This window comes from Cryobacterium sp. Y57 (assembly GCF_002929505.1).
In the GTDB taxonomy this organism is placed as follows: Bacteria; Actinomycetota; Actinomycetes; order Actinomycetales; family Microbacteriaceae; genus Cryobacterium.
Window position 1 is genome coordinate 1 of sequence record NZ_PJJL01000061.1, and the last position, 22,227, is coordinate 22,227.

At 65.7% G+C, this 22,227-nt stretch carries 14 protein-coding genes; 1 reads left to right on the plus strand and 13 read right to left on the minus strand.

Going from position 1 to position 22,227, the window contains the following annotated elements; translation table 11 throughout:
* A partial coding sequence (locus CXY72_RS06070) for an HNH endonuclease signature motif containing protein (RefSeq protein WP_146071088.1) occupies positions 1-673 on the plus strand: 673 nt, incomplete at its 5' end.
* Positions 674-863: 190 nt separating this feature from the next.
* On the opposite strand, the gene CXY72_RS06075 is transcribed toward CXY72_RS06070, so the two are convergent.
* The 13 genes from CXY72_RS06075 to pilM form a co-directional block, all read right to left on the minus strand.
* Positions 864-2,480, minus strand: a complete 1,617-nt coding sequence (locus CXY72_RS06075; protein ID WP_104126802.1) for a hypothetical protein — start codon at positions 2,478-2,480, stop codon at positions 864-866.
* Positions 2,481-2,790: 310 nt separating this feature from the next.
* Entirely contained in the window at positions 2,791-4,377 is a 1,587-nt protein-coding gene (locus CXY72_RS06080) for a hypothetical protein (protein ID WP_104126803.1), read from the minus strand.
* Positions 4,378-4,449: 72 nt separating this feature from the next.
* Complete coding sequence (locus CXY72_RS06085) at positions 4,450-5,040, minus strand: hypothetical protein (RefSeq protein ID WP_104126804.1); 591 nt, start codon at positions 5,038-5,040, stop codon at positions 4,450-4,452.
* Positions 5,027-5,881 (minus strand): PP2C family serine/threonine-protein phosphatase, encoded by an 855-nt coding sequence (locus CXY72_RS06090; RefSeq protein ID WP_104126805.1) that lies wholly within the window; start codon positions 5,879-5,881, stop codon positions 5,027-5,029. Before CXY72_RS06090 ends, CXY72_RS06085 begins: the two co-directional genes overlap by 14 nt.
* A gap of 3 nt (positions 5,882-5,884) precedes the next feature.
* Positions 5,885-7,369, minus strand: coding sequence for a DUF5684 domain-containing protein (locus tag CXY72_RS06095; protein ID WP_104126806.1), 1,485 nt, complete (start codon positions 7,367-7,369; stop codon positions 5,885-5,887).
* A 21-nt stretch (positions 7,370-7,390) separates the two neighbouring features.
* The gene (locus CXY72_RS06100; RefSeq protein WP_104126807.1) at positions 7,391-9,940 is read right to left on the minus strand and encodes a transglutaminase domain-containing protein; all 2,550 of its coding nucleotides are present in this window, start codon (positions 9,938-9,940) and stop codon (positions 7,391-7,393) included.
* Positions 9,937-11,325 carry a DUF58 domain-containing protein gene (locus CXY72_RS06105; RefSeq protein WP_104126808.1) on the minus strand — a complete coding sequence of 463 codons (1,389 nt, stop codon included), beginning with the start codon at positions 11,323-11,325 and terminating at the stop codon, positions 9,937-9,939. The genes CXY72_RS06100 and CXY72_RS06105 overlap by 4 nt, the downstream gene beginning before the upstream one ends.
* A complete protein-coding gene (locus tag CXY72_RS06110) occupies positions 11,322-12,287 on the minus strand; it encodes a MoxR family ATPase (protein WP_104126809.1) in 966 nt (321 codons plus the stop codon). The genes CXY72_RS06105 and CXY72_RS06110 overlap by 4 nt, the downstream gene beginning before the upstream one ends.
* Positions 12,288-12,317: 30 nt before the next feature.
* On the minus strand, positions 12,318-18,302 hold the full coding sequence (locus tag CXY72_RS06115; protein ID WP_104126810.1) for an Ig-like domain-containing protein: 5,985 nt from the start codon (positions 18,300-18,302) through the stop codon (positions 12,318-12,320).
* A complete protein-coding gene (locus tag CXY72_RS06120; protein ID WP_370446222.1) occupies positions 18,302-19,396 on the minus strand; it encodes a serine/threonine-protein kinase in 1,095 nt (364 codons plus the stop codon). Before CXY72_RS06120 ends, CXY72_RS06115 begins: the two co-directional genes overlap by 1 nt.
* Before the next feature lie 405 nt (positions 19,397-19,801).
* On the minus strand, positions 19,802-20,473 hold the full coding sequence (locus CXY72_RS06125) for a type 4a pilus biogenesis protein PilO (protein WP_104126812.1): 672 nt from the start codon (positions 20,471-20,473) through the stop codon (positions 19,802-19,804).
* Positions 20,470-21,138 carry a hypothetical protein gene (locus tag CXY72_RS06130; RefSeq protein WP_104126813.1) on the minus strand — a complete coding sequence of 223 codons (669 nt, stop codon included), beginning with the start codon at positions 21,136-21,138 and terminating at the stop codon, positions 20,470-20,472. Before CXY72_RS06130 ends, CXY72_RS06125 begins: the two co-directional genes overlap by 4 nt.
* Complete coding sequence (pilM, locus tag CXY72_RS06135) at positions 21,135-22,223, minus strand: type IV pilus assembly protein PilM (RefSeq protein WP_104126814.1); 1,089 nt, start codon at positions 22,221-22,223, stop codon at positions 21,135-21,137. The genes CXY72_RS06130 and pilM overlap by 4 nt, the downstream gene beginning before the upstream one ends.
* Between the last annotated feature and the right edge of the window lie 4 nt (positions 22,224-22,227).

Here is a 22,227-nt window from a genome sequence, read left to right on the forward strand (position 1 = left end):
AGACCCTGCCAACCCGGACGGTGAGCGGTTCAGCGCCGACCCGTTCAGCGGCGACGCCCGCTACGACGGCGACGCCCGCACCGCCGGCGAAAAACGCGCCGACATCCTCCGCTGTGTCTTCGAAGCGGCCGCGCGCGATCCGAAAACCCCGACCATGGGCGGCGCCGCCCCCACCGCCATGATCCACATCAACGCCACCGACCTTCACAACGAACGCGGCGTCGGCTGGATCGACGGCGTCGACGTCCCCATCTCGCTTCGCCGGGTAACAGAAGCCCTCTGCGCCGGCGGCACCCAACACATCATCTTCGGCACCACCGGCACCATCCTCTACCTCGGCGACACCGTCCGCTGCTTCACCACCACACAACGCACCGCAATCGCCGCCCGCGACGAAGGCTGCATCATCCCCGGCTGCACCATCCCCGCCCGCTGGTGTGAAGTCCACCACGTCATCCCCTGGCACAAACACGGCCCCACCAACATCGACAACGGCGTCCTCCTCTGCTGGTTCCACCACCACACCATCACCACCAACGAATGGAACATCCGCATGATCAACGGCAAACCCCACATACGTGGCCCACTGCTCTGGGACCCCACCCAAACCTGGCGCCCCACCCGAAGTCATCGCGCCAACACCCCCAGCCCCGAACCACCCTGGCGCACCTAAGCTCCGCCGCCCGGGCTATCAGAGCGATGCGGTTCCGCAATCTGAAAATAGCGAAGCTTCCAGACGTCGAGATTTCTGCGCGATAGATTCCGCGTGCGCGCAACGGTCGACTGGCCAGCCCAGCCCAGCGCTCGCTGGAGCGCGGGGTTGGTACTCGGCAGACAGCAGCCCGTGGGCTATACCCGTGGGACTAGAGCCCGCGGGCGCGCAGCGCCTGCTGCACAAGAGGGTCGGGCGACTGCGCCAACCAGGCGAGCAGGTCGGGGTAAGCACTCGGATTGCCCGCGAGTTGCGGCCAAACCTCCGGGTGGTTTTGCGCCAGGTCGTAAAACCCGGCGGCCGAAGTGTTCGGGTCATCGGCCGCCAGGCTGGCCGCGCTGGGCGCTGCGATAATTACTGCGACTGGCACAGGGACAGGCGCCGGCGGAGCTGGCGGTGCCGCTCGGGGCGGTGGCGGCGAGACGGGCACAGCCACTGGCACTGGGGGCGCGGTGGCTGGAACGACGGGCGCCGTGGCATCCGTTGGATTGATCGGCGCGGCAACCGGTGCTGCGGCATAGCCGGTGTAGGCCGCCGGTGCCTGGGCCCGAACCGGACCGTACTGCGTGAAGTAGCTACGAACGGATGCCGGCATGGTCAGCGCATAGAACACCAGCGCGGGCAGTCCGAAGGCCAGGGCGAGGCTCAGCATGGCCGCGGTACTCAGGATTACCAGGGAGAGGGAAGCGTATTCTGCGCCCTCGAACAGCCAGGAATAGAGCGTGCTCAGATTGCCGTCGGTGATGGTTTGCCCGCGCAGCACGACGAAAACGATGCCGAGCACGGTGATGAGGCCGGTGAGGCCGAGTACCAGCCACTGGCTGCCGGCCGGGTTTGACCGCAGGGTTGTGCGGGCGATAATGGCCACAACGATGATGATCGAGAGCACGATCGTGGCGCCGATGTTCAGCCCGGTAACACCGGTACTGGCACCGCTGCCGATGAGGTTCGCTATGACCAGCAGCACACTCAGCCCGGCGGTGCCGATGATGAGCACGAACGTGAGCGAAGCGACGCCGAACCATTTCACAATCGGCTCAAGCGGAACCATCGCCAGGCGCAGCGCCGGCGTCGACGTCAGGCCGAACAGCCCGGCGAGCAGAATGAGCGGGTAGCCGCCCCAGCTGAGCGATTCGACCCCGCCAAAGGACAGATCAAAATCACTGAGCGCGTCGATCGTGATGACTCCGAGTGCGATGCCGCCGAGCGCGCGCCCGACGGTGAGCCAGATGGCGTTACCGCGCAAAATTCCATAGATGGGTAGCAGCACGCCGGCCGCACCGGCGAGCACGGCCACGACCGCGGAGAGCAGCACCAGAGCACCAACCTGAACGGGTGACCCTACGACTCCGAGAATGATCGCGCCCAGCACGGTCAGGGTCACGACCGCACTATAGCCGATGACGATGCGGCGCCAGAGGCGGGCGACCGGGTGGTAACCGTCGATTCCGACCAGTTCTGCGAAGCGCGGCTGGCTAGCGAGGAAGGCCCCGGCTAGTCCGAAGGCGGCCGCGTAGCCGAGCCCGGGCGTTTCATCCTTCGAGAAAGCGTCGACGAGCATGAATCCCAGAACGAGAAGCGCGTAGGGAACGTTGACCAGCAGTCGGATCAACCAGATCTGGGCCAGCCCGATGCCGGGACTGAAGACTCCAGCGCGCAGCAGGTAGGTGAGGCTGAGCGAGAACAGCGACAGCAGTGTGATCAGGATGACCTCGATACGGCCAGTCGCTCCGATCGTTTCGCTTATTCCGAAGTCAGTGCTGAACATCCACGGTAGGGCCAGGGAGCTCAGGAGTAACAGCAGAGCTCCGCCGTCTCGCGCCCAGTCGGACGACGGGATGCCGGCGAACGGATTCGGTCGGGCGGGCGCGGGCGCGTACTGTGGCGGCGCGACGGGTGCGGCATACTGCGGGGCGGCGGGCGGCGAGGCGACCGGCGGCGCGACATACTGCGCCGGTACGGGCTGCGAAGGCGCGGGCTGTGAAGGCGCGGGCGGGGCTGCTGGGGGGCGTTCGGTTCGAAGGTCATCTGAGTCCTCTGTGTTCGTTCTGGATTCTTGTCACTGTCTCGCGAGGTTGTTACTGATAGAGCCGGTCGAGCTTGCCGTCCTCGCTGAGTCGCACCAGGTTCCCCACAGCAATGCCGACCACGTCGACCACGGTGCGCATGGGGCTGGCGAACCATCCGCTCTTCTCCTGCACGGCGAGAACCTGCCAGCGGTCGGCACCGAGTTCCTTCATCCACGAAGCATCGTCGAGGCATCCCTCGAACGACGAGTAACCGGAATCCGTGGTGACACAGACCCCCGAGAATTCGCTGCGGTACGGCCAGTTGTAGCCGTCGCCCTCGATCACGATGCTGTTGAGGTCGAGGTGAGCGGTGTCGCCGTTGACCTCTGGGGTCACCGAAAAGTCGGTGATCTGCAGGTTGTCGAAGTCACCATCACCATCGGTGGGCATGAGCGCGGCACCGTACAGACTGAGAAAACGACGTTCCGACTCGGGCATCACAGCAGCGAGGTCGCCGTAGTCGCCGTTCTCGCCGAATGCGATCACGGCCTCGGCGAATCCTTCGGCAGCAGCGGCAGCGGTGTCGAACGTGGCCGCGTCGTCGGCGGCGACCAGGTTGCCTCGCGTGGAATCGTGCGATCCGCTCTGCAGAATGTTCTCACCGGTAGTGAGCAGCGGGCTGACGTACCAGGAGCCACCCTCACGAACGGTGACGATGGTCGCATCGTGTCCGAGCGTGTCAGCGAGGTCGGCGGCGGTCTGTGTGAACGGCAGCATGTCGTTGAGCTCCGCAATCGACGACTCGCGCAGGTCGGCGATCATCGAGTCGGTGTCACTGTCGTCGGAGCCCCACGTCTCCTGCTGGAGGCGCAGCTGCGGCCCCACAACCTCGAGGTAGGCGTCCGTGATCGTTTCGGCATCACCGTTCATGGTCAGCTCACCCGCCGTGATGGTGACGACCGCGATACCGTCTTCAACGTCTTCTGCCTCGAGTTCGATTCCGGTCAGGGTGATATTCACGCTGTCGACGACCGTATTGATGAGCTCCGGCATATCGACCGGGTCACCGTTCTCGTCGTCCATGGCGATGGCGGCGAGCTGATCGATCGGAGCCTTGAACGATTCAACCTCAGCGGGAGACAACGAGCCGTACATGCTGATCAGGTCCCTATCAGCCGTGCCGGCGAGCAGTTTCTCGACCGCGGCCGTTGGAGAGGATGCCCTGCCCAGCTTCGAGAAGACGGCCCCGTAGGCCCACACACCGCCACCGGCGACGAGCAGCACGATGACCCCGATCGATCCCCAGATCAACAGTTTCTTGGGCGGTCGCATGGAGGACTGGTCTGGCCGTGCATACGGGTTTACCAGAGCGGATGCCGGCGCGTCTGCTGCCTGCCCCGGGGTCGCGCCGGCAGCCTCGAACGGAGCAGCGATATAGGGGACCGCTGCGGTGGGTGTCACTTCGGCGGGCGCAGGCATCACGGCAGTGATAGTGCCGAGCTGGAGCATCCACTCAATCAGGGCCGGGTAGCACGACGGGTTCCCGGCGATGACCGGGTGCAACGCGTGGTGGGCGGCGGCGATCTCCGCGAGCCGGGCCTGCGGGGTCGTCGGGTCGGCGGCTTCCCGGTGCAGGGCCAAGGTGGAATCTGTCACGAGAGTAAAGCTCCTAGCGTGTCGGTGCGTGCTTACGGGCACAGCATGGGGTGGCGATCAGACGAGACGCGATCACCACGTGAGAATCGTGAAAACGGTGTAGGCAGCAGCTGCGAGTACGACCAGAACGGTGCTCGAGATGATCGCCATCAGCGTGAACCGGCAACGGCGACGTTTTGTGACTTCGGCATGCTCGCGAATCTCGGCGGCCGCGTCAGCCAGACGGAGGCGGGCCCGGTCGGGTAACACGTCGGGTATTGGCACCGGGGCCTGCGGCGAAATAATCGTCGGAGTTGGCCGCGCCGCGTAGCGCACACTCGCACCGCTCTGCACCTGCGGCGGCTGGTATCGGCGTTGCAGAGAATCAACGACCGGAGTGTGCACGGGGGCGGTCGCCCGCCGCTGGCTCAACAGCGTGTCGGTGGCTGTGCTGCCCCTGGACGACTGCACTGTAGCCTCGTCGGCCTCGTCGGCAGTCGGGTCATCCTCGTGCGGCGTGTTCGCAGAATCCCCGGCCTCGGTGGGGGGCTGCCGCACCACGCGGCGGGTGTGATCGTCATTCGCGCGCCGCACAATACGCGTCTGTTCGTCTGCGGTTCGCTCAACGATGACGGTGTCATCAATGTCGGGCCCAGTGACCCCTGTCGGTTCAGCGGGCTGCATTGCGAGCCACTCGTTGCACCGGTCGGGTGTCTTCGGTGCGGGTGTCGGACTGGTCGTCGCCGACCGGGAGGCCGTGCCACGAGCTGACCCCGCCGGCGATGACATCGATCACAATCACGGAAACGTTATCGCGTCCGCCGTGTTCGAGGGCGCCGGCGAGCAGCGCATCCGCCGTCTGCTGGGGGCCACCGCCGAGGGTCAATCCGGCCTTGATCGCTTCGTCGGAAAGCTCGCCGCTGAGCCCATCGGAACACACCAGCAGGCGTTCGCCGGTCACGACCGGGCGTAGCCAATAGTCAGCATTGCTGTTGTCGGCGCCCATCGCGCGAGTGATGACATTTTTTCGCGCGAAGTTGGCGACATCTGCTTTCAGCAGTGAACCCTCGTCGATGAGTTCCTGAGCCAAAGAATGGTCGACGGTGAGCTGCTGAAACTCGCCGCCGTGCAGGCGGTACACGCGCGAGTCGCCGACGTTCACGATGAGCCATTGCGGGAAATCTTCGTGGTCGATGAGCACCAGACCGGTGAGGGTGCTGCCCGCGCCGCGCCCGGTCGAATCCGACACGGCGCGAACCCGCGTGTGCGCGCGCAGAACCGCATCTACTACGTCGTCGGCTGCAACACCGACGCGGCCGACGCACGCCTGGAATTCGGCGATCACGGCCGCGCTGGCTCGCTGGCCGGCTTCGAGCCCGCCCATGCCGTCGGCGACGATGAACACCGGTTGAGACGCGAGCAGCGAATCTTCATTTTCATGTCGTTTGCGGCCGACATCTGTGCGGGAGCCGCACTGCAGCGACACCCCGGCACTGTTCGCTCGAGGGTCAGGGAGGTACGCCATGGCTCAGGCCTCCAGGTAGATGCGCGCCGCGAGTTCCCCTAAAAGGAACCGATCGGTCAGGGGCGCACTCGCACCCGCATCGAGCTCACTTTCAGAGCCTCCGCCATCGATGAGCACGACACCGTTGGTCGAGTGCAAGTCGCTGATACCCCACGCTCCATCGACAAAATCCAGGCGGGCGTGGGTCTTCGACACTGTCTTGCCCGGGTCATGCAGTGGAACTAACTGTGCGTCCAAATGTGCCCCGCCTCGCGCGGGGTTGCGGCCGAGCAGCACTACCGGTTTGGTAAGCGAGACTTTCAGCCCGTGTTCGGTTTCGAGCGTCCACGGCTTCATACGACGAACGACGATCATGGTCTTGTCGTCGTCCTCGGATTCGTCTTCAGCTACGTCACTGGCGTGTGCTGAGCGCGCTGCGAAGGGTGTGACCGCAGAAACCTGCGCGGCAACGGCGACCGGAAACACTGTGGGGACCGGTGCCTGGACCGGAACCGGGACCGGTGCGGCAACTGCCCTGGCAGCCATCTCCGCAGCAGCCGCGAGCTCACCGGGCAAGGCAATTGGGAGTTCGCCGGCCAGGGATTCGCGGGGCGCAGCAGCGAACGGTGCAGTGCGTGCCTGTACGACCGGCGCCGGCGGAGCCCATGGATTCACTGGCGCGACGACCGGTTCAGAGATGACCGAAGGCGCCGGCGGTGCAGGCGGTGCAGGGACGACCGTAGGCGCGGGCGGTGCGACCGGCGCAGGGACGACCGTAGGCATGGGCGGTGCGGCGACGACCGGCAGCGCAGGGACAACGGCCGGGGCCGACAACACCGGCGAGTCGGGGGTTGGAGCTGGGGCCGGAGGCACGCTCACGTAGAACGGCGGCGGACCGCTGGGCAGGCCGTGTGGAACCGGAGGCGCGAGCGGGGCGGCCGCTGTGGTCGCCGGAACGGCTGCCGGCGGGGCCGGGGGAAGTAGCGCAACGGCAAGCTGAGTGGGCACGTTCGGCGGTACCGGCGGCGCAGGCGGTACAGGCGGTGCAGGTGTCAGCACGTGGTGGCCGGCCGGTGCGGGAGGCACCGGCGGTGCCGGCGTCATCGATAGCGGCGTCACCGGGGCGAACGGAACGTACCCGGTCGCGGGGATCCCGGGCATCCAGCCCGTGTCGACGGACTTGCCGAACCCGAGCACGCAGGCCCAGATGGGACTGCTGACCAGGTAGAGCAGGGTGAAGCCACCGCCGCGGCCGAGACGCCGGTTGACGTTGTTGACCGCCAGCACGAGCACGACGAGGGCCACTACGTTCGCGACGGGGATAAAGAGGCCAACCACCCACAGGGCTGAATAGCGGCCGAGTTCATACAGGGTGATGCTGTTGACGATCGGCACCCAGCCCTTCCAGGCCTGTTCTCCGAGCTTCACGAAGACTTTACCGAGACCGATCGACGAGAAGACGTACACGCCGAGACTGACCAGCACAGCGACCGCGATTATCGTGATCATAGCTCCAGATGATTCATCCATTTATGCTTTGCGGCCGCTGACGGGCGGCCGCTCCCCCATTCTGCTGGTGTCGCGCCGGTTCGGGCGTACTGTGGTGACGTCGCGTCGAGATGCGCTGGGTCGAAAAGTGAAGAGTCGTCGGGCATCGGCGAGCCGAGAAAAGGAGCGCAGCGAGATGGCAGCGCGCAGGCGTTGGCGCTTCGTCCCGCTCGCCGCGAGGCTCGCTCGTTCGACCATGACGAGTGCCCAGAAAGCGTCGCTATCGGCGGCTCGCGGCGATGCTTCGCCGAAAACAGCCCGGTCAGCCAGGGTCGCGAGCTGTGCGCCCTCGACCGAACCATAGTGCGCGGCGGTCTCGACCCGGGTCATGCTTCCCTGGTCTGCCAGGCCACGGTCGACGGCGGCGTCGATGTATTCGTCCCAGCCGCCGGCGAACCGCGCCGACACGTCGGTGGCCCGCGCCCGATCACGGCGGCGTTTGAGTTTGGCACCGACAATGACCAGGAACGGCGTGCTGATCGCGAGCAACGTGGCCAGGCTGATGCCGCCGATCTTGAGGGCCGCGAACAGCCAATCGAGGTCGGTGCCGGCGACCGGATCCTGTTCCTGCTGATCTTCGCCGCTGGTGGGGTTGGCCTCTGGCGCGCGCTGCTCGGTGGCTCCCTCGGCGATGACCTCGGTGTTGTACTGCGGGTCGCGGGTCGTGTCGTCGATGGGTGAGAGTGGGTTCTGAAATTGCGGGGTCGCGTCAACAGTGACCCAGGTGCCATCGCCGCTACCGACCTCCACCCAGGCTGCGAGGTTCTGCCCCGAACAGACCCCCGCGAGGCAATCGCCGGGTATGTCCGAATCAGCGGCCTCGGCCGCTCCGAGGGTGAATCCCAGCACCACCCGAGACTCGAATCCGAGGTGGCGGGCGAGCAGAGCGGCGGCTACGGCAAACTGTTCGTCATCACCGACTCCAGCCACGAGCTGGGAATTCTCGGTGGCGGTCGTGCTGTTCTGCTTGTCGAGCAGCGCGGTGAAGAGCGCGTCAATGCGGGCGACCGAATGCCCCGACAGGCTCGGCGAGAATTGGTAGCCACCGAGGTCGGCGGTCCAGGAAGCCGCCACAGGCACGGTCAGAGCGTGGCTGAGGTAGCCGCGCTCGCGCAGGCGGGTGACCAGTTCGGCCAAACCGGCGCCATCACGCGTGATTGCTTGGGCGTCGACCCAGTCGATCAGGCTCTGCGGAATCAGCGTGTCATCGATCGAGCTGCTGGCCGGGCCGGCGAGAACGGTGAGGTCCGTCGCATCCGCTTGCCGCTCGGAGACGATCGTGTAGCGGTCACCGTTGGTGAGGGCTTTGAGCTGAATTCCGGATGCCGTATTTGCGTTGTAGAAGAAGCCGTCGCTCAGGTCAGCAGCGCGATCACCGGCGAAGCGGATGCTCGACAGCGCGCCGGCCCCCGGCATCCAGACGCCGGAGTACCCGGCAATGTCGAAACGGGTCGTGTCGCTGTCGGCGCTTACGCCGCGCGCGTGCGGCACCCGAGCAAAAGCGGTGGTCTGGTCGCTCTCGCCGTCGGCCGGGTTCACGACCCGAAAGACTTCACCGTCGTAATAGCTGAGCACGGCCAGGCGCACGCGAGAGGTGGTACGGTCGTCGACCGCGGTGCCGGTTACCGTGAACAGTTCGGCGTCGTACTGCTCGGCGCTGAAGTAGCTGCGGTATTGGCTGAGCGGGCTGACGTACTCGCGCAGTTCGACGGCCGGGTCGATGCTGCTGCGCAGCACCTCACGGGCCGGCGTGGCCGCGACGGCCGAGAGGGAGCCGAGGGTGATGCCGATGGCGAGCACGAGTACCCCTCCGGCGAGAATGGCACGACGGATGCGACCACCGAGACCGCCAGGAGTGCGCCGTACCCCGGTCGTGCGGGCAGCCAGGTCGAGCGCCGCGCTGCGAGCCAGGTGGGTGCGCCAGGCCAGAAAGCCGAAGGCGAGCAGCAGAGCGGCCAGGCCGATCAGGCTTTCGCGCGGAGCCGGCACGCCCACCCCGACCACGGTCAACGGAACGCTCACAGCGCTCGAGCCGAAGACCAGGCCGAACAGTTGCACGCCAAAGATCAGCGGCACGGCGAGGGCCACGAACCGGCCGCCGCGCCAGGCCAAAGAGAGCGCGACCGTGGTGCCGCCGAGAAACAGGAGAAAAGCCGGGGCGAGCAATGACTGATACGAGCCGACCGGCAGCTGAATGGTGACGAGCTCTTTCCAGCTGAACACCGTGGCAGTCACCAGGTCGAGCAGCCCACCGAGCACGCCGTCAATACCCGTGAGGGCAGTCGGCACGGCGAGCGGGACTCCGAGCACAAGGTACGCGCCGAGCACGGTGAGCAGCACGGTGAACCACGACCAGCCACGGCGCTCCCCGAGCCAGGCGAGAGCCACCCCGGTCAGAACTGCTCCGGCCGCCATGATCAGATAGCTGGTGGCTTGGTAGATCGGCCAGGCCGCCCAGACGGCAACGAGCATCATCGCCACGATGAACAGGGCGTTGATCACGTGGGCACGGTGGCGTCCGGGCGTACTCATGCCGCTCTTCGGCTCAGCAGGGAACGAAAGTCGTCGAGCACGCCGATGGTCAGCACGCTCGTGCCGGCCAGGTCACGAAAACTCGGCTGTTCGTTGGGGTTGCACAGCACAGCGACGACCTGCACGTTGCCGGTGAATTTAAGGGTGAGGGCTTGCAATCGCCGCGCAGTCATGGCGGAACCGCAGACCACGAACGCGATGGAAATATCGGGCACCACCTGCGCGGCGAGCAGGCAGACGTCTTCGACGTGCATCGCGTGGGGACTGGTTTCGATCGCGGTGAGGGCATCGAGCAGGGTGCGCGTCGATACGACGCTCAGGCTACGCACAGAACGGATGCTGCTGCGCACGATATCGGGGATCTCCTCGCTCGCCACGACGGCCAGGTCCCGTCCATCGCGAATCGCACGCACGCCGAGCGAGCCAGCGGCACTGACCGCCATCTCGAACTCATCCTCGGAGGCGTATTCGTCGGCGTTGAGGCTCAGCACGATAGCCAGGCGTGAGCGTCGGCTCTCTTCGAACTGTCGAACCATGAGTTTGCCGGTCTTCGCGGTGGACTTCCAGTGGATGTGCCGCTGCCCGTCACCGGGCGCATACTCGCGAATGGCGTGAAAAGAGATGTCGGAGTCGACGATATCGCTCGTGGGGTTGCCCTCGAGGTCGCGCACGAAACCGGCGCTCGTACTCGGAATCGACACGGTCACCGGGTGCACGAACAGGCGGTTGACGTCGGCCCAGGGCCGCGAGCGGCCGAGCACACCGAGCGGGTCACTGCGCACGGTCGTGACCGGGCCCACGTCGATGACCCCGCGGCGGTAGGCCGGCACGCGAACGTACTCTTCGTGAACCTGGCCGGCGCGCAGCAGCGGCACGTAGACATCCGCCAGCCCCTTGCCGATGGGAACGTCGACGCGCCCCGGCAGCTCGAGCCGTTTGGAGACGTTGGTGACGGTGAGGGTGCCGAGCACCTCGGAACCGGCCACGACTTGATCGACCGGCAGGACGAAATCCACGCTATAGGCGCGGCCGCCGGCCAGAAAAGGCAGCGAGATGAGGATAAGGGCCACCGCCACACAGCCCGTGACGATCAGCTCGGTCCAGCCGAAGATCAGGCCGAGCGGCAACAGCACGATGGCGGTGGTAACCACCACCCAGCCGGCCGGTGTAACCGTTTCGCCGACCCATTCGACGGATGCCTTCACACCGTTTCGCACCGTTCGCGACACGCGCATCCAGAGCACGACAACGCCCACGAGGGTCAACGTCGTCGACGTGTTCGTGCGCGTGGTGCTATACCGGGTATGCGTGGCAGACCTGGTCTGGGTGGAAGTGCGCGTCAGCGCCGATGTACGTGCGCGACGCGATTCGGTGTGAAAGCTCACGCCAGGTCGCTCCGACTGGGCGGAACGACGTCGAGCAGAATCTGGCCGATGACGGCGCTCGCGGTGACCCCATCGAACTCGGCCTCTGGATCGAGCACGCAGCGGTGCGCCAACACCTGGTCGGCGAGGGCCTTGACGTCGTCGGGGGTGACGAAGGTGCGCCCGTGGGCGACGGCCCAGGTTTTGGCGGCCTTGGTGAGGGCGCGGGCACCGCGCACGCTGACGCCCATGCGCACCTGGCGGGCGTCGCGGGTGGCCTCGACCAGGCGGCCGATGTAGTCATAGACGAGCGGGTTCACGAACACTGAGCGGGCAATGTCGCTCATGCTCACAAGCGCCTGCGGGGTTATGACGGGGGCGAGTTCGTGGCGCACGTCAGCGGTGCCCTCGAGAATGCGAATGGTCGAGGCGAGGTCGGGATAGCCGAGCGAGGCCTTCATCATGAACCGGTCGAGCTGAGCTTCTGGCAGCCGGTAGGTACCGGCCTGCTCGATCGGGTTCTGGGTGGCGATGACGAGGAACGGCACCCCGGTGGAGCGGGTGACGCCGTCGATGGTGACGTTGCCCTCTTCCATCGCTTCGAGCAGCGCCGACTGGGTCTTCGGGCTGGCCCGGTTGATCTCGTCGGCGAGTACGACGTTGGCGAAGATGGGTCCGCTGTGAAACTCGAACTCGCCGGTCTTCTGGTCGTAGACGGTGATGCCGGTCACGTCACCGGGCAGCAGGTCGGGGGTGAACTGAATGCGCGTCGAGACACCCTGCACGGTCTGTGACATGGCGCGGGCGAGCGAGGTTTTGCCGGTACCCGGGTAGTCCTCGAGCAGCAGGTGGCCCTCGCTGACCATGGCGGTGAAGGCGAGTTCGATCACGTGGCGCTTGCCGAGCACGACCTGCTCAACGTTGTCGACCATCATCGTGAAGGTCGCGGTGAACCAGTCTGCCTGTTCCGGGGTGATTGTCATGTGTGTGGCTCTTTCAGTGTGGCGAAAACGTTACGAGGCGGGGCCGCAGGTAATTGCAGTGGAGTTGCTGGTGTCGCTGACCGTTCCCAGACCCTTGACCCGTTCCGCCGTCCAGGTCAGACTCCAGCGAACGTCTTTCATGTGAGTGGCATTGGTGGGAACCTTCGCACCATCTACATAAGTCCAGGTCGTTGGGTTGGGATTGTTCGGGTCTGATATCTGGTACGCCGCACCAATAACGGTGACCTCGGCCGTGCCGGACGACGTGCTGGTGTGAGCAAACTTAATCTCCGCACCGGGGACGCATCCGTCAGTGGCACCCAATATCGAATACTGCACCTGCCAACCTCGGTTGGGGTCGACCGCTCCAACCGGCGACGGATCGCTGCACTTGCTCGGGTCCTTGATCGCGCAGTACCTAGCCGAAATGGCCGGCTCGACGCCATCAACGATCGCGTCCATGCCGTCGAAGACAGTCATGAAGCTGGTATCCGATGATGCGGTGCCCGTCGGCTCGTCAATCCGGTACTGGCCGTCATTGGGTCCCGACACAGCGTATTTATACGCGTTGTCGCCCGGGACGGCAGGTTTCACCCAGGTCGTGGTCGGCTCGAGCTGCGCGGTGGCCAGACCATAGCCGTTGGAGTAGCAGACCGTCACGTAATACTTCTCGTGTTTGGTCAAGTCAGAGATCGTCTGCGTCTTCGACTGGTCAGTGGCGAGCGAGAAAAGCCCGTGTCCATCGCCGGTAAGACGACAGTCGGCATAGTCACCCAGAGAGGCCAGGTACAGCCACTCTTCGGTGAGGGCACTGGAGTTCTGGTTGAAATCAACGCTCGACACGGTAATCGACTCGTCGTCAGCCGACAATGATCCGGGCGAATCAATACCGGGCAATCCAGCCACGAGCACCGTTTGACTCCTCGATTGCTCGGTCGGTCCGCTTCCCGCCGGCTGCTCGAAACTGCTGAGGGGGGTGACGGTCACGGTCTGCGCGCCCACGCCGAGCGCCAGCTTGTGTACGGTGGTCGGCCCGGCGGCGGCATCGATGATCGCATTACCGATGCGGTATCGATTCGTGGAATCGTCGGTGTTCACGATGGCCATGGTGACCGCACCCATCGTTGCCGACGTTACGGCCGGATCGTACTCCGGCTCGGCCGTGATCTCGCCCATGCCCGGGGTGTCATACGACCAGGCCGTGACGCTGACCCCCCTCCGGGATTCACCGACCGAGTTGACGGCTTTGGCCTCGTAGAGCGCCTTCTCACCGTTTTCGGCGGTTCGAATCACCCCGCAGTCACCCGACGTGTCACAGCGGGCTACCGAGGCACCATTTCGGTAGAGAGTGAAGCCTTCCAGGGCCGGGTAGGCAGCATTGGCACCGCCCGGGCTGACAGAGAGTGTGATTGCCTGGTCATCGTAGGCGATCTGGGCCACGGCGTTCGGAGCCTTCGGGTAGCCCTGTAGATCCACCGTCACGGCCCCATTTCGGCTTCCGGCGCTGAGCTTGCCCTGCGCGTCGCGCACCACAAAGCTCGCCTCGCAGACCCCGCCGGCCGTGTCACCAGACCAGGTCGCCCGCACGTTTCGCGAATTCTCGACCGCGAACGACACTCCTACACAGGTACTCGGGGCGGTGACGGAGACCAGTTCAAGCGGCGTGCCGCGGTAGAGGTTGACCTCACCGGCAGTGCCGACGACCGCGATTGAGCAGCTCGATCCCGACGACTGGGTGCAGGTCGCCGCAACAGTACCGCCCTTGGGCAGTTCGCTCGGCGCCGGGCCCACCTTGAGTGCGAGCGCTGCCGCAACCACCTCGCGGTGGCTCGACAGGCTCACCATGACGGCTGCCTCGCGGCCGGCTGCGGCGTTGTCAGCAACACCGATCGTGAGAATGGAGCCGTTCTGCGTCACGGTGAACTGGTCAGACGAGTAGCCGATCGCAAAGGTCAGTGCCGGCACGTCACCCTTGCCCTGCCACTCGACCATGTGGCTGAGGTCGTAACGGATGGCTTCCGAGCCGGGGCTTGCAGTGAGCGCCGCCGGCCGCAGTTCCGGCTGAGGATCGAGAGGCTCGACCACGATCGGCACAACCAGCTGCGTGTAGTCCTCCTGCCCGTCAATGCGTGCTGGCACCGTGCAGGAGTCGGTCCACGGTGCGTCGGAACCAGCCGTGTAGATGACCGTCGTGCCGGAGTCGAACGTACACGTCGCGTTGCCGCGCTCCCCCGACGAACGGATGCCGGTACGCTGCAGTTCCAGCGTGGAATCAGCGGGAATCGATACGAGGCTCTTCAGATCAAAGCTGACGGCAGCATCTTCCCGCACGTTGTGGTCGACGTTTCCTTTTTTGAGCGCGATGATGATCGCATCCTTCGCCGGAATGCGTAGGAACCCATAGGTGGTCACTACGACACCCTGAAAATTTGGTCCGGTCACGGCGAACGGGGCGAGCAGTCCCTCGTCGGGAACGTCGCCGCTGATCTTCCAGCCGGACACGTCGAGGCCCGGGTGTTCACCCCACAGGGTCAGGGTGAGGTCAGAAACATCTCCAGAGTTCCAGGACACCTTGTCGGTGACCACGTCGATGCCCTTCGGAAACCCGTCTCGTTCGTCAAGGGTCAGGGTCGTATCGATCACGACTGGATAGTCGGGCACCGAGGTGCGCACGACCTTGACCACGATGAGTCCCTGGCCGACATCATCGTTGGCGTTGGTCACCGAGTAGACGAAGGTGAGCAGGCCAGGCTCGTCGCCGGCCGTGAACACCACTCGCTCATCGGTGCTGGAGTCGATGCGCTGCGCCAGGGCGTCGTACTCTTCGGTGCCGACGGCAGCGTCGGGGGTGACGGCACTCAGGCTCAGGCTGCCGCCGCCGGGTTCGATGTCGTTGGCGGCGGGAAAAACGACGACCTGATTGGCCGGCCCTGCCTGCACCTCGACGTAGTCGCTGAAGGTGATCGGGCTCGGATTGGAACGCTGGTCGAGTACGCCGATGCGCACGAGAGCGACGCCGGCGGACCCGGCGCTGTCGCGCACACGATACTGAAATTCGATGGCGCCGTGATAGTCGAGCGGGCTGGAGAAGACGATGGCATCCCCGGTGGCATTGAGCGAGGCCGTGCCGCGCGCCGGCTGGGTCAGCACTCGATCGAGCACGACGGTATCGCCGTCGGGGTCGGTGCCGAAGCTGTTGAAGGGAATCTCAATCGTCTCGCCCGACAGCACGCGACCGTAGAGGGTGTGCGGCTGCGGCGCCGTGTTCTCGCCGTTGGCGAGCACCTCCACCGAGACTACGGCGGAGTCGATGAGTTCGGGCGCGCCAGCGGTGTACACGCTGTAGGCGAGCTCGTAGCTGCCCGGTTCGTCGGGGGCGAGGTAGCGCAGTTCGGCGCCAGCTGCGAAAGCGAGGCCCTGGTCGCTGCGGTTCTGCACGGACTCGGCGTTGAGCATCACGATGTTGCCATCGGGCGCCACATCGTTGTTGAGCACCGGAATGTCGATTTGGACACCGACCCGCACCGAGACGCTGTCGTTTCTGGCGATCGGAGCTTGCGGAACGGATGCCTCGAGCAGGTAGACGGTGGCCTCGCCGCGCACGGTATAGAGCAGGTTTTCGGTGCCGTCCGACACGGTGTAGCGCACAGTGCCGAGCTTGCCCGGCCGTTCGTCGGCAGTGGAGCCGCGCACCCGCAAAATGTTTTGCCCGACGACGTCGACGCTGAGCGAAGCACCGAGTGCGGTCTCGGGAATGGCTTCGCCGAGCAACAGCACTCGTCCGGCCGGGTTGGAGACGGCGGTGAAGACGTTGACGCTGGTGTCGGCCTTGGGCCGCACGAAAACCGTGACCGGTGACGTCGTGAGGACCTGAGCATCCGCTGACACCACCGAAATGCGCACGAACGATACTAACTCGGCTACGTCGTCGGCGATGGTGAGGCTGACCGTATAGTTGCCGATCGTGGTCGCAGCGAAGTCGATGGCGGTGCCGTTCGCGGTAATGCTCACGGTCGCCCCCTCGGCGCTCGACGGGGTCGTCGCCGACGTGATGCGGTACAGTCCGGCAGCTCCCGAGATGTACTCGGCCGGGTTCACCGTGAGCCGCTCGTTCACCGACGCGAGCAGCGCGAAGGGTTCGACCGTGAGCCGCGGCGTCGGTGTGACCACGATGGTGAGCACCTTCTCGGTCGAGGCGCCGTAAATGTCGGAGACGCGCACCAGAATCGTGGCCGACTGCGCGGACTGTTCGGCCGCATTCGGGTGCTTGTAGACGAGCACGCCGGCCGGCGTCACACTGACCGAGCCGATGTCCGTGGTGTTTACAGCGGATGCGACGAAAATGGGATCACCGTCGGGATCGACCCAGCCGGGCAGCACCGGCACGGTCACTGTTCCGCCCGGTTGCACCTCCGGGCTCGGCCAGTCCTGCAGGCAGCCGTCGGTACCGCACCAGATTGGCGCCGTGTTCACGTCGTTGCCGTGCACGGTGAGCGTGACCGTGGTCGACGGCGAATCGAGACCGCCGGTGCGGGATCCGTCGGTGATGGCGTAGTTGAAAGTTGCCGAGCCTCTGGCGCCGAGGGCTACCTGCACGGCGAGAGCCTGGTTGTGATCCGTGACGGTGACGGTGCCGAAATCGGGATCGAGGCCGGTGACTGAGGCCGGCACGACGCTGAGCACGTCGTCGTTGGCATCATGGTCGTTGAGCAACGCCGGCAACACAACGAGCTGGTCAACGCGCACGCCGAAAGAATCCGGCACGGCCACGGGGGCTTTCGGTTCGACGACTTCGGAGGCTTCTTCCACTTTGTCCTGGCGCTGGGGCTTTTCGGCGGCGGCCAGGGTCCAGTCCTGGGAACTCGCGACCAATGCGCCGTCAGGAACGGTCCACACCCATCCGCTCTGGGTGTCGTTGAGAATCAGGAGTGACTCGTTGGCGCGAAACGCGGGCGCGGCGTCGCCGTTCGGAGTGACCGCGCCGTAGCTGAGAACAGATTCGCCGCCGCTCTCGCGAAACAGTGTGCCGCCGGCACCGGAAGCGGGCAGCCAGGCGGCGTAGCGTTCACCTTTAAAAGGGGTCGGCGCGGCGGGGGCGCCGAGTACCGCCTCGGAATTGCCGACCAGTTCGGCACGGGCACCGTCGGTCAGAGCAAAGGCGACGAGGCCGGTCTGGTCGGCGATGAGCACGTCGGCGGCGGCGATGCTCGGGCGTTGCAGCACGGCCAGTTCGCTCAGGTTGGTCTCGACCGATGCCCTGTGGCCGGCCAGCCACAGTTCGTCACCGGCCACGCTGAGCAACGCCCAGCTGTCGCCGACGACACTCAGCTGACTTCCGGGTTCGGCCGGGCCGTCGGTGACAGCGTCCTCGCCGAGAATTTCGTCGTCGACGATGGAGTAGCGCAGCATGCTTTCTGCCTCGCTGGAGTAGCTGTAGAGCACCCCGTCAGGCGTGATTGCGATGGCGTCGGAGCGGTATGCGCGTGGCGCCTCGCCCGGGGTGACCTCGTCGTCGGCGTAGGGGTTCACTGCGCGGGGCTCTTCCCCAGCGCCGACTGCCCCGGCCAAGACCGTTCCCGCGGTCGTGAGGTAGCCGACCCAGGAACTCGACGACGCGATGGTGCGGGTTCCGGCCGGCGTGCTGTCGTAATCGCCTGCGTCGTCGCCGAGGTTGATCGGTGCCGCAAGGCTCACGTCGACCACTTTTTCGTTGTTCTGGGCGAAGAGCAGCACGGTGGAATCGGTTTGCACCAGTCCGCTGGGTGCTGGCACTGTTTTCACGGTGTCCAGTTCGCCCAGGTCGGTGTTGACGCGGGCATACCGGTTGCCGTCGCCACTTTGCAATGCCCAGATCGAACTCGCGTTCACCGGTGTCTGCTTCACATCGAAACCATCAGCGACGATCGCCACCGTGGCCAGCAACGCGCCGATCGCGGCGACTGAGGCAATGCGAATCACGCCGAGGCGAGCCTTCGAGAGCCCGGGCAGGCGACGACGGGCCCGTTTACCGGCCATCAGATCACACCGGCGATCACGAGAGCACCGATGGTGGCACCGATGCCGACGACGACAGCGCCAGACAGGAGCAGACTCAGCGTGAGCGGCGTAAACCGCGTGCGTCCGGTGTCGTGATCGCCGAGCAGGGTGCCTTCGCGGGTCTGGGACGCCGGAAGGCGCGTGCTGCGCCGGGGGCCGGGGCGCAGGGTGGGAATAATGACACCGGAGATGACAGCGCCGCGCGATTCGTGGTTGTCAAAGTCCACCGGTGCACCAGCGGATGCCCGGGCTTCGTCGGCCACTTCCAGCGCGGTAAGGGGCAGTCCGAGGTCCCGCTCCACGCGCTGCAGGTCGTAGGCACATTCGAGCATGCTCGCCTGGCGCGCCGCGGGGTCGCGACTCATCATGCGGGCGAGGGCACTCTCGAGAGAGGCGGGAACATCCGCTCGCCCGATGCTGGTGTATTTCGCTCGGCCAATGCGCTGTTTCAATTGCGCGCGCGACCCGTTGGAGCCCGCCGGCAGTTCGAACGGTGCCCTGTCGGCCAGCAGCGAGTACATGGTGGCGCCGAATGACCAGACCTCGGTCGCTACCGTGCCGCTGGTGCGTTCGTCGACGACCTCCGGTGCGCTCCAGGGCAGCGACATCGCGAACAGCTCGTCGCGAGCGCCGCCGGCCAGGGAGGCGGCGATGCCGAAGTCACCGAGCACCGGGCCGCCGAATATGGTCGTGAGAATGTTGGATGGCTTGATGTCGCGGTGCAGCAGTTTGGAGCGATGCGCCGTCTCGAGGGCGCAGGCGATGCGTACGGCAACGCTCAGTACGGTCGCTACCGGCAGCGCTTCTGCGCGTTCTCGCGAAGAATAGGAGCCGGGGCAGAATTCCATGACCAGGTACGGGCGGCCATCGGCAGAGATGCTGGCGTTGTAGACGGTGAGAATAGACGGGTGCGAGCTGAGCCGCGCCATGACGTCCGCTTCGGCGTTGAACGAGCGCAGCACATCGTCGTCGACGATGTTCTGCAGCAGCACTTTGACCGCAACGGAACGGCGGGGCATGTTCTGTTCGAAGAGAAAAACGTCGGCAAATCCGCCGGTTCCGAGGGGGCGCACGTAGGTGTATCCCGACAAAACGGGCGGAGCAGAAGGAAGCCGTCTACCCATTGCTCCCCCGACCTGCATTGTTTCTCTGTGGCGTCTTTGTGTTGGCTCGCAAAGACTCAGCCGGTACCACGTTTAAGCCTAACCACGACACTCGGCCCTGTCACCCACTCGGGGAAATGGCACACCCCCACAATGGGGGTAGTGGGCTCCGGTCGGGTCCGCTTGGAAAAAGAGTGCATTGGCTGACGCCATCGTCAGCACCTCCTCTTGGTTGCCGGCCGGAGAATCACCCTGCAGGCCAACCCGCGCATGTGGGCGTACGTTCCAGCCGACTATCCGACCGACCAATACGAAACCGTTCGTCCGTCCAGTCGCTCGCACGCACGCACGCACGCACCTCATTCAGCGCAGACCTCAGCTGGCGTCGAGCAGCACATAGACAATCCCCGCGATCTGGCCCGTCACCCGGTTGGAAGTGTCAGCAGTGGGCGTACCCGAGCTGAACGAGGTCACCGTCATCAGACGCTGCCCGTTTTGCACGCCGTCAAGAAATTCCAGCACGGCATCGAAACTCCCAGCGACCGAGATCGTGACCGGCACCGCGATAAAATTCTCCGCGGTCACCAGCGGGCTCGCCGCTGCAGCATCCGCTGTCCCCGCCCCGTCACTGTCGGTCACAGGCGCGATCGGGGCAGGGCCGTCGGTGCCGGGCGCCGTCACATCGGGCGCCGGCACGACCGGCACATACGGCATCGCGTCGGCCGACGTGAACTCAGTCACAGTGACCGACGTGCGACCGGCAATGGCATCGAGTTGGCCGATAAAAGCGGGCAGCGCAGCACCCTCCGGGATCGCCGCCCGCAATACCGCAAGTTCGTCCTGCACCCTTTCAAGGCCGTCGAATTCACGTTGCAGGGCCGCGAGCTGCTGTTCGTAGACCTCGTTCTGGGCGAGGGCTGCGGTTCGCGTCGCGCGGGTCACGCCCACCTCCTCCAGCTTGGGCGATATCCCCAGGGTGAACCCGGCCAGCACGACGAGCGCGATGACGAGCATCGCCCCCACCAGCCACCACTTTGTCGTCGTCACTGGCTCACCTCGGCTTCTGCGAATCGGTTGGAGAACGCCTCGGCGTTGACGTGCAGCGTGAGACTCACCTCGTACGCACCGGAGTCGAGCAACGCCACCCGGGTCGGTGCGCTGTCGGCGTACCCAGGCAGGGTCGCCATCGCGTCGAGCCAATCGGGAACACTCGGCAGGGTCGGGCTGGTCAGGGTGAGGCTGATGGTCGCCACGCGACTCGGCTGTAAGGGCGCGCTCGCCTGCACGTATGGCACCCACGGCGAACCCGCGTCCAGCACCACGGCGCCGATCACGACGTCGCCGGGCAGTCGAGCGCGAATCTGCTGCAGATAATCGGTCCAGTCGATATCAACGGATGTCGCCAGCCGGCGGGCCGCGATGGTCGCGTCGACGTCCTCCTGCGCCCGGCGCACCTCGATGTATTCGCTCTGCGCCGCCAGGAGTTCGGTCGTGCGCGTCTGCACGACGGCGAGGCTGGCCTGACTACGCGCGGCTTCCCAGGTGGCGGCCGCGATGCCGGCGCCCGTGACGAGCACGACCGCGACGACCGCGACGGCGAGGCCCCGCCGCAGCCTGCGCCCTTTGTGTTCCGCCGTGATTTCGGGCGGCAGCAGATCGACCCGGGGGTCACCGCCGATGACCGGGTCGTGATCTGTCTTCGGCGCACTCATGGTGTGCGCCCCAGTGCGAGGCCGAGGGCGACGAGATAGTCGCCGCCTGAATTCGCCAGCCGCTCGGTGTCGACTCCTCGACCAACGGCGAGGCCGCCGGTCGGGTTCGGCGGTGCGACCGGCAGTCGGGTGAGTTCGGCGAGTTGCGCGGCGAACCCGCCGAGCCGTGCTCCGCCCCCGGTGAGAACGATACGGGTCACGGGCAGGTCGCTCCGGGTGTGGATGAAGTAGTTCACGGTGTTCCGCAGGCTGGCGAGCAGTTCACTCACGCCCTCGTGAATGACGAGCCCGGCGATCGCCGCGATATCGGCCGGCCCAGCGGCATCCGCTGACCCGCCCGGGAGCGGCCCACTTGAGCCGATGCTGGAGGCGCGTTTAAGGGCCTCCGCTTGATCGACGGGCAGGTCGAGCCGCGCGCTGAGTGCCTGGGTGAGGTCGTCACCGCCGGCCGGAATGAGCCGCACGAACTGGGGCACTCCGCACGCGGTGATCACGATGCTCGTTGTCCCGGCTCCGACGTCGATCTGCGCAACCACATCGTCGGTGGGGCGGCCCCGACGAATGGCACGGCTGAGGGCAAACGGAATCAAATCGACCGCGACCGGGTTGAGCCCGGCCAACTGCACCGCCCGAACGTTTCGCAAAACCACTTCCTTCACCGCGGCGATCAGCAGTCCGTTGAGCTGCGGCCCCGACTGGCCATCGCCGGGAACGGCCTTGATCGGATAAAAGTCCAGCAGGGCCTCAGACACCGGAACGGAAAGCAGATCCTGCACCTGAAACGGTAACGCCTCACGGATGCTCCGAATCGACTGCGCCGGAACGGTCAGGTCTCGAGCAACCACCCGATGGTTCCCCATACCGATGACGACATTCCTGCTGGTGAATTTGCCACCAGCCCACAACCGTTTCAGCTGCGAGGCGACCGTGTTGGGTTCGAGTACCTCGCCGCGTCCCACGGCGCCGTCGGGCAACGCCTCCTCATGGAATCGCACAATGGTCGGCCGCTCCCGGTCAGCATCGGCCAGTTCGACCGCCCGCAGCGAAGCCCGGCCAATGTCGATGCCGACGACGTGGCGCGTCACGGTG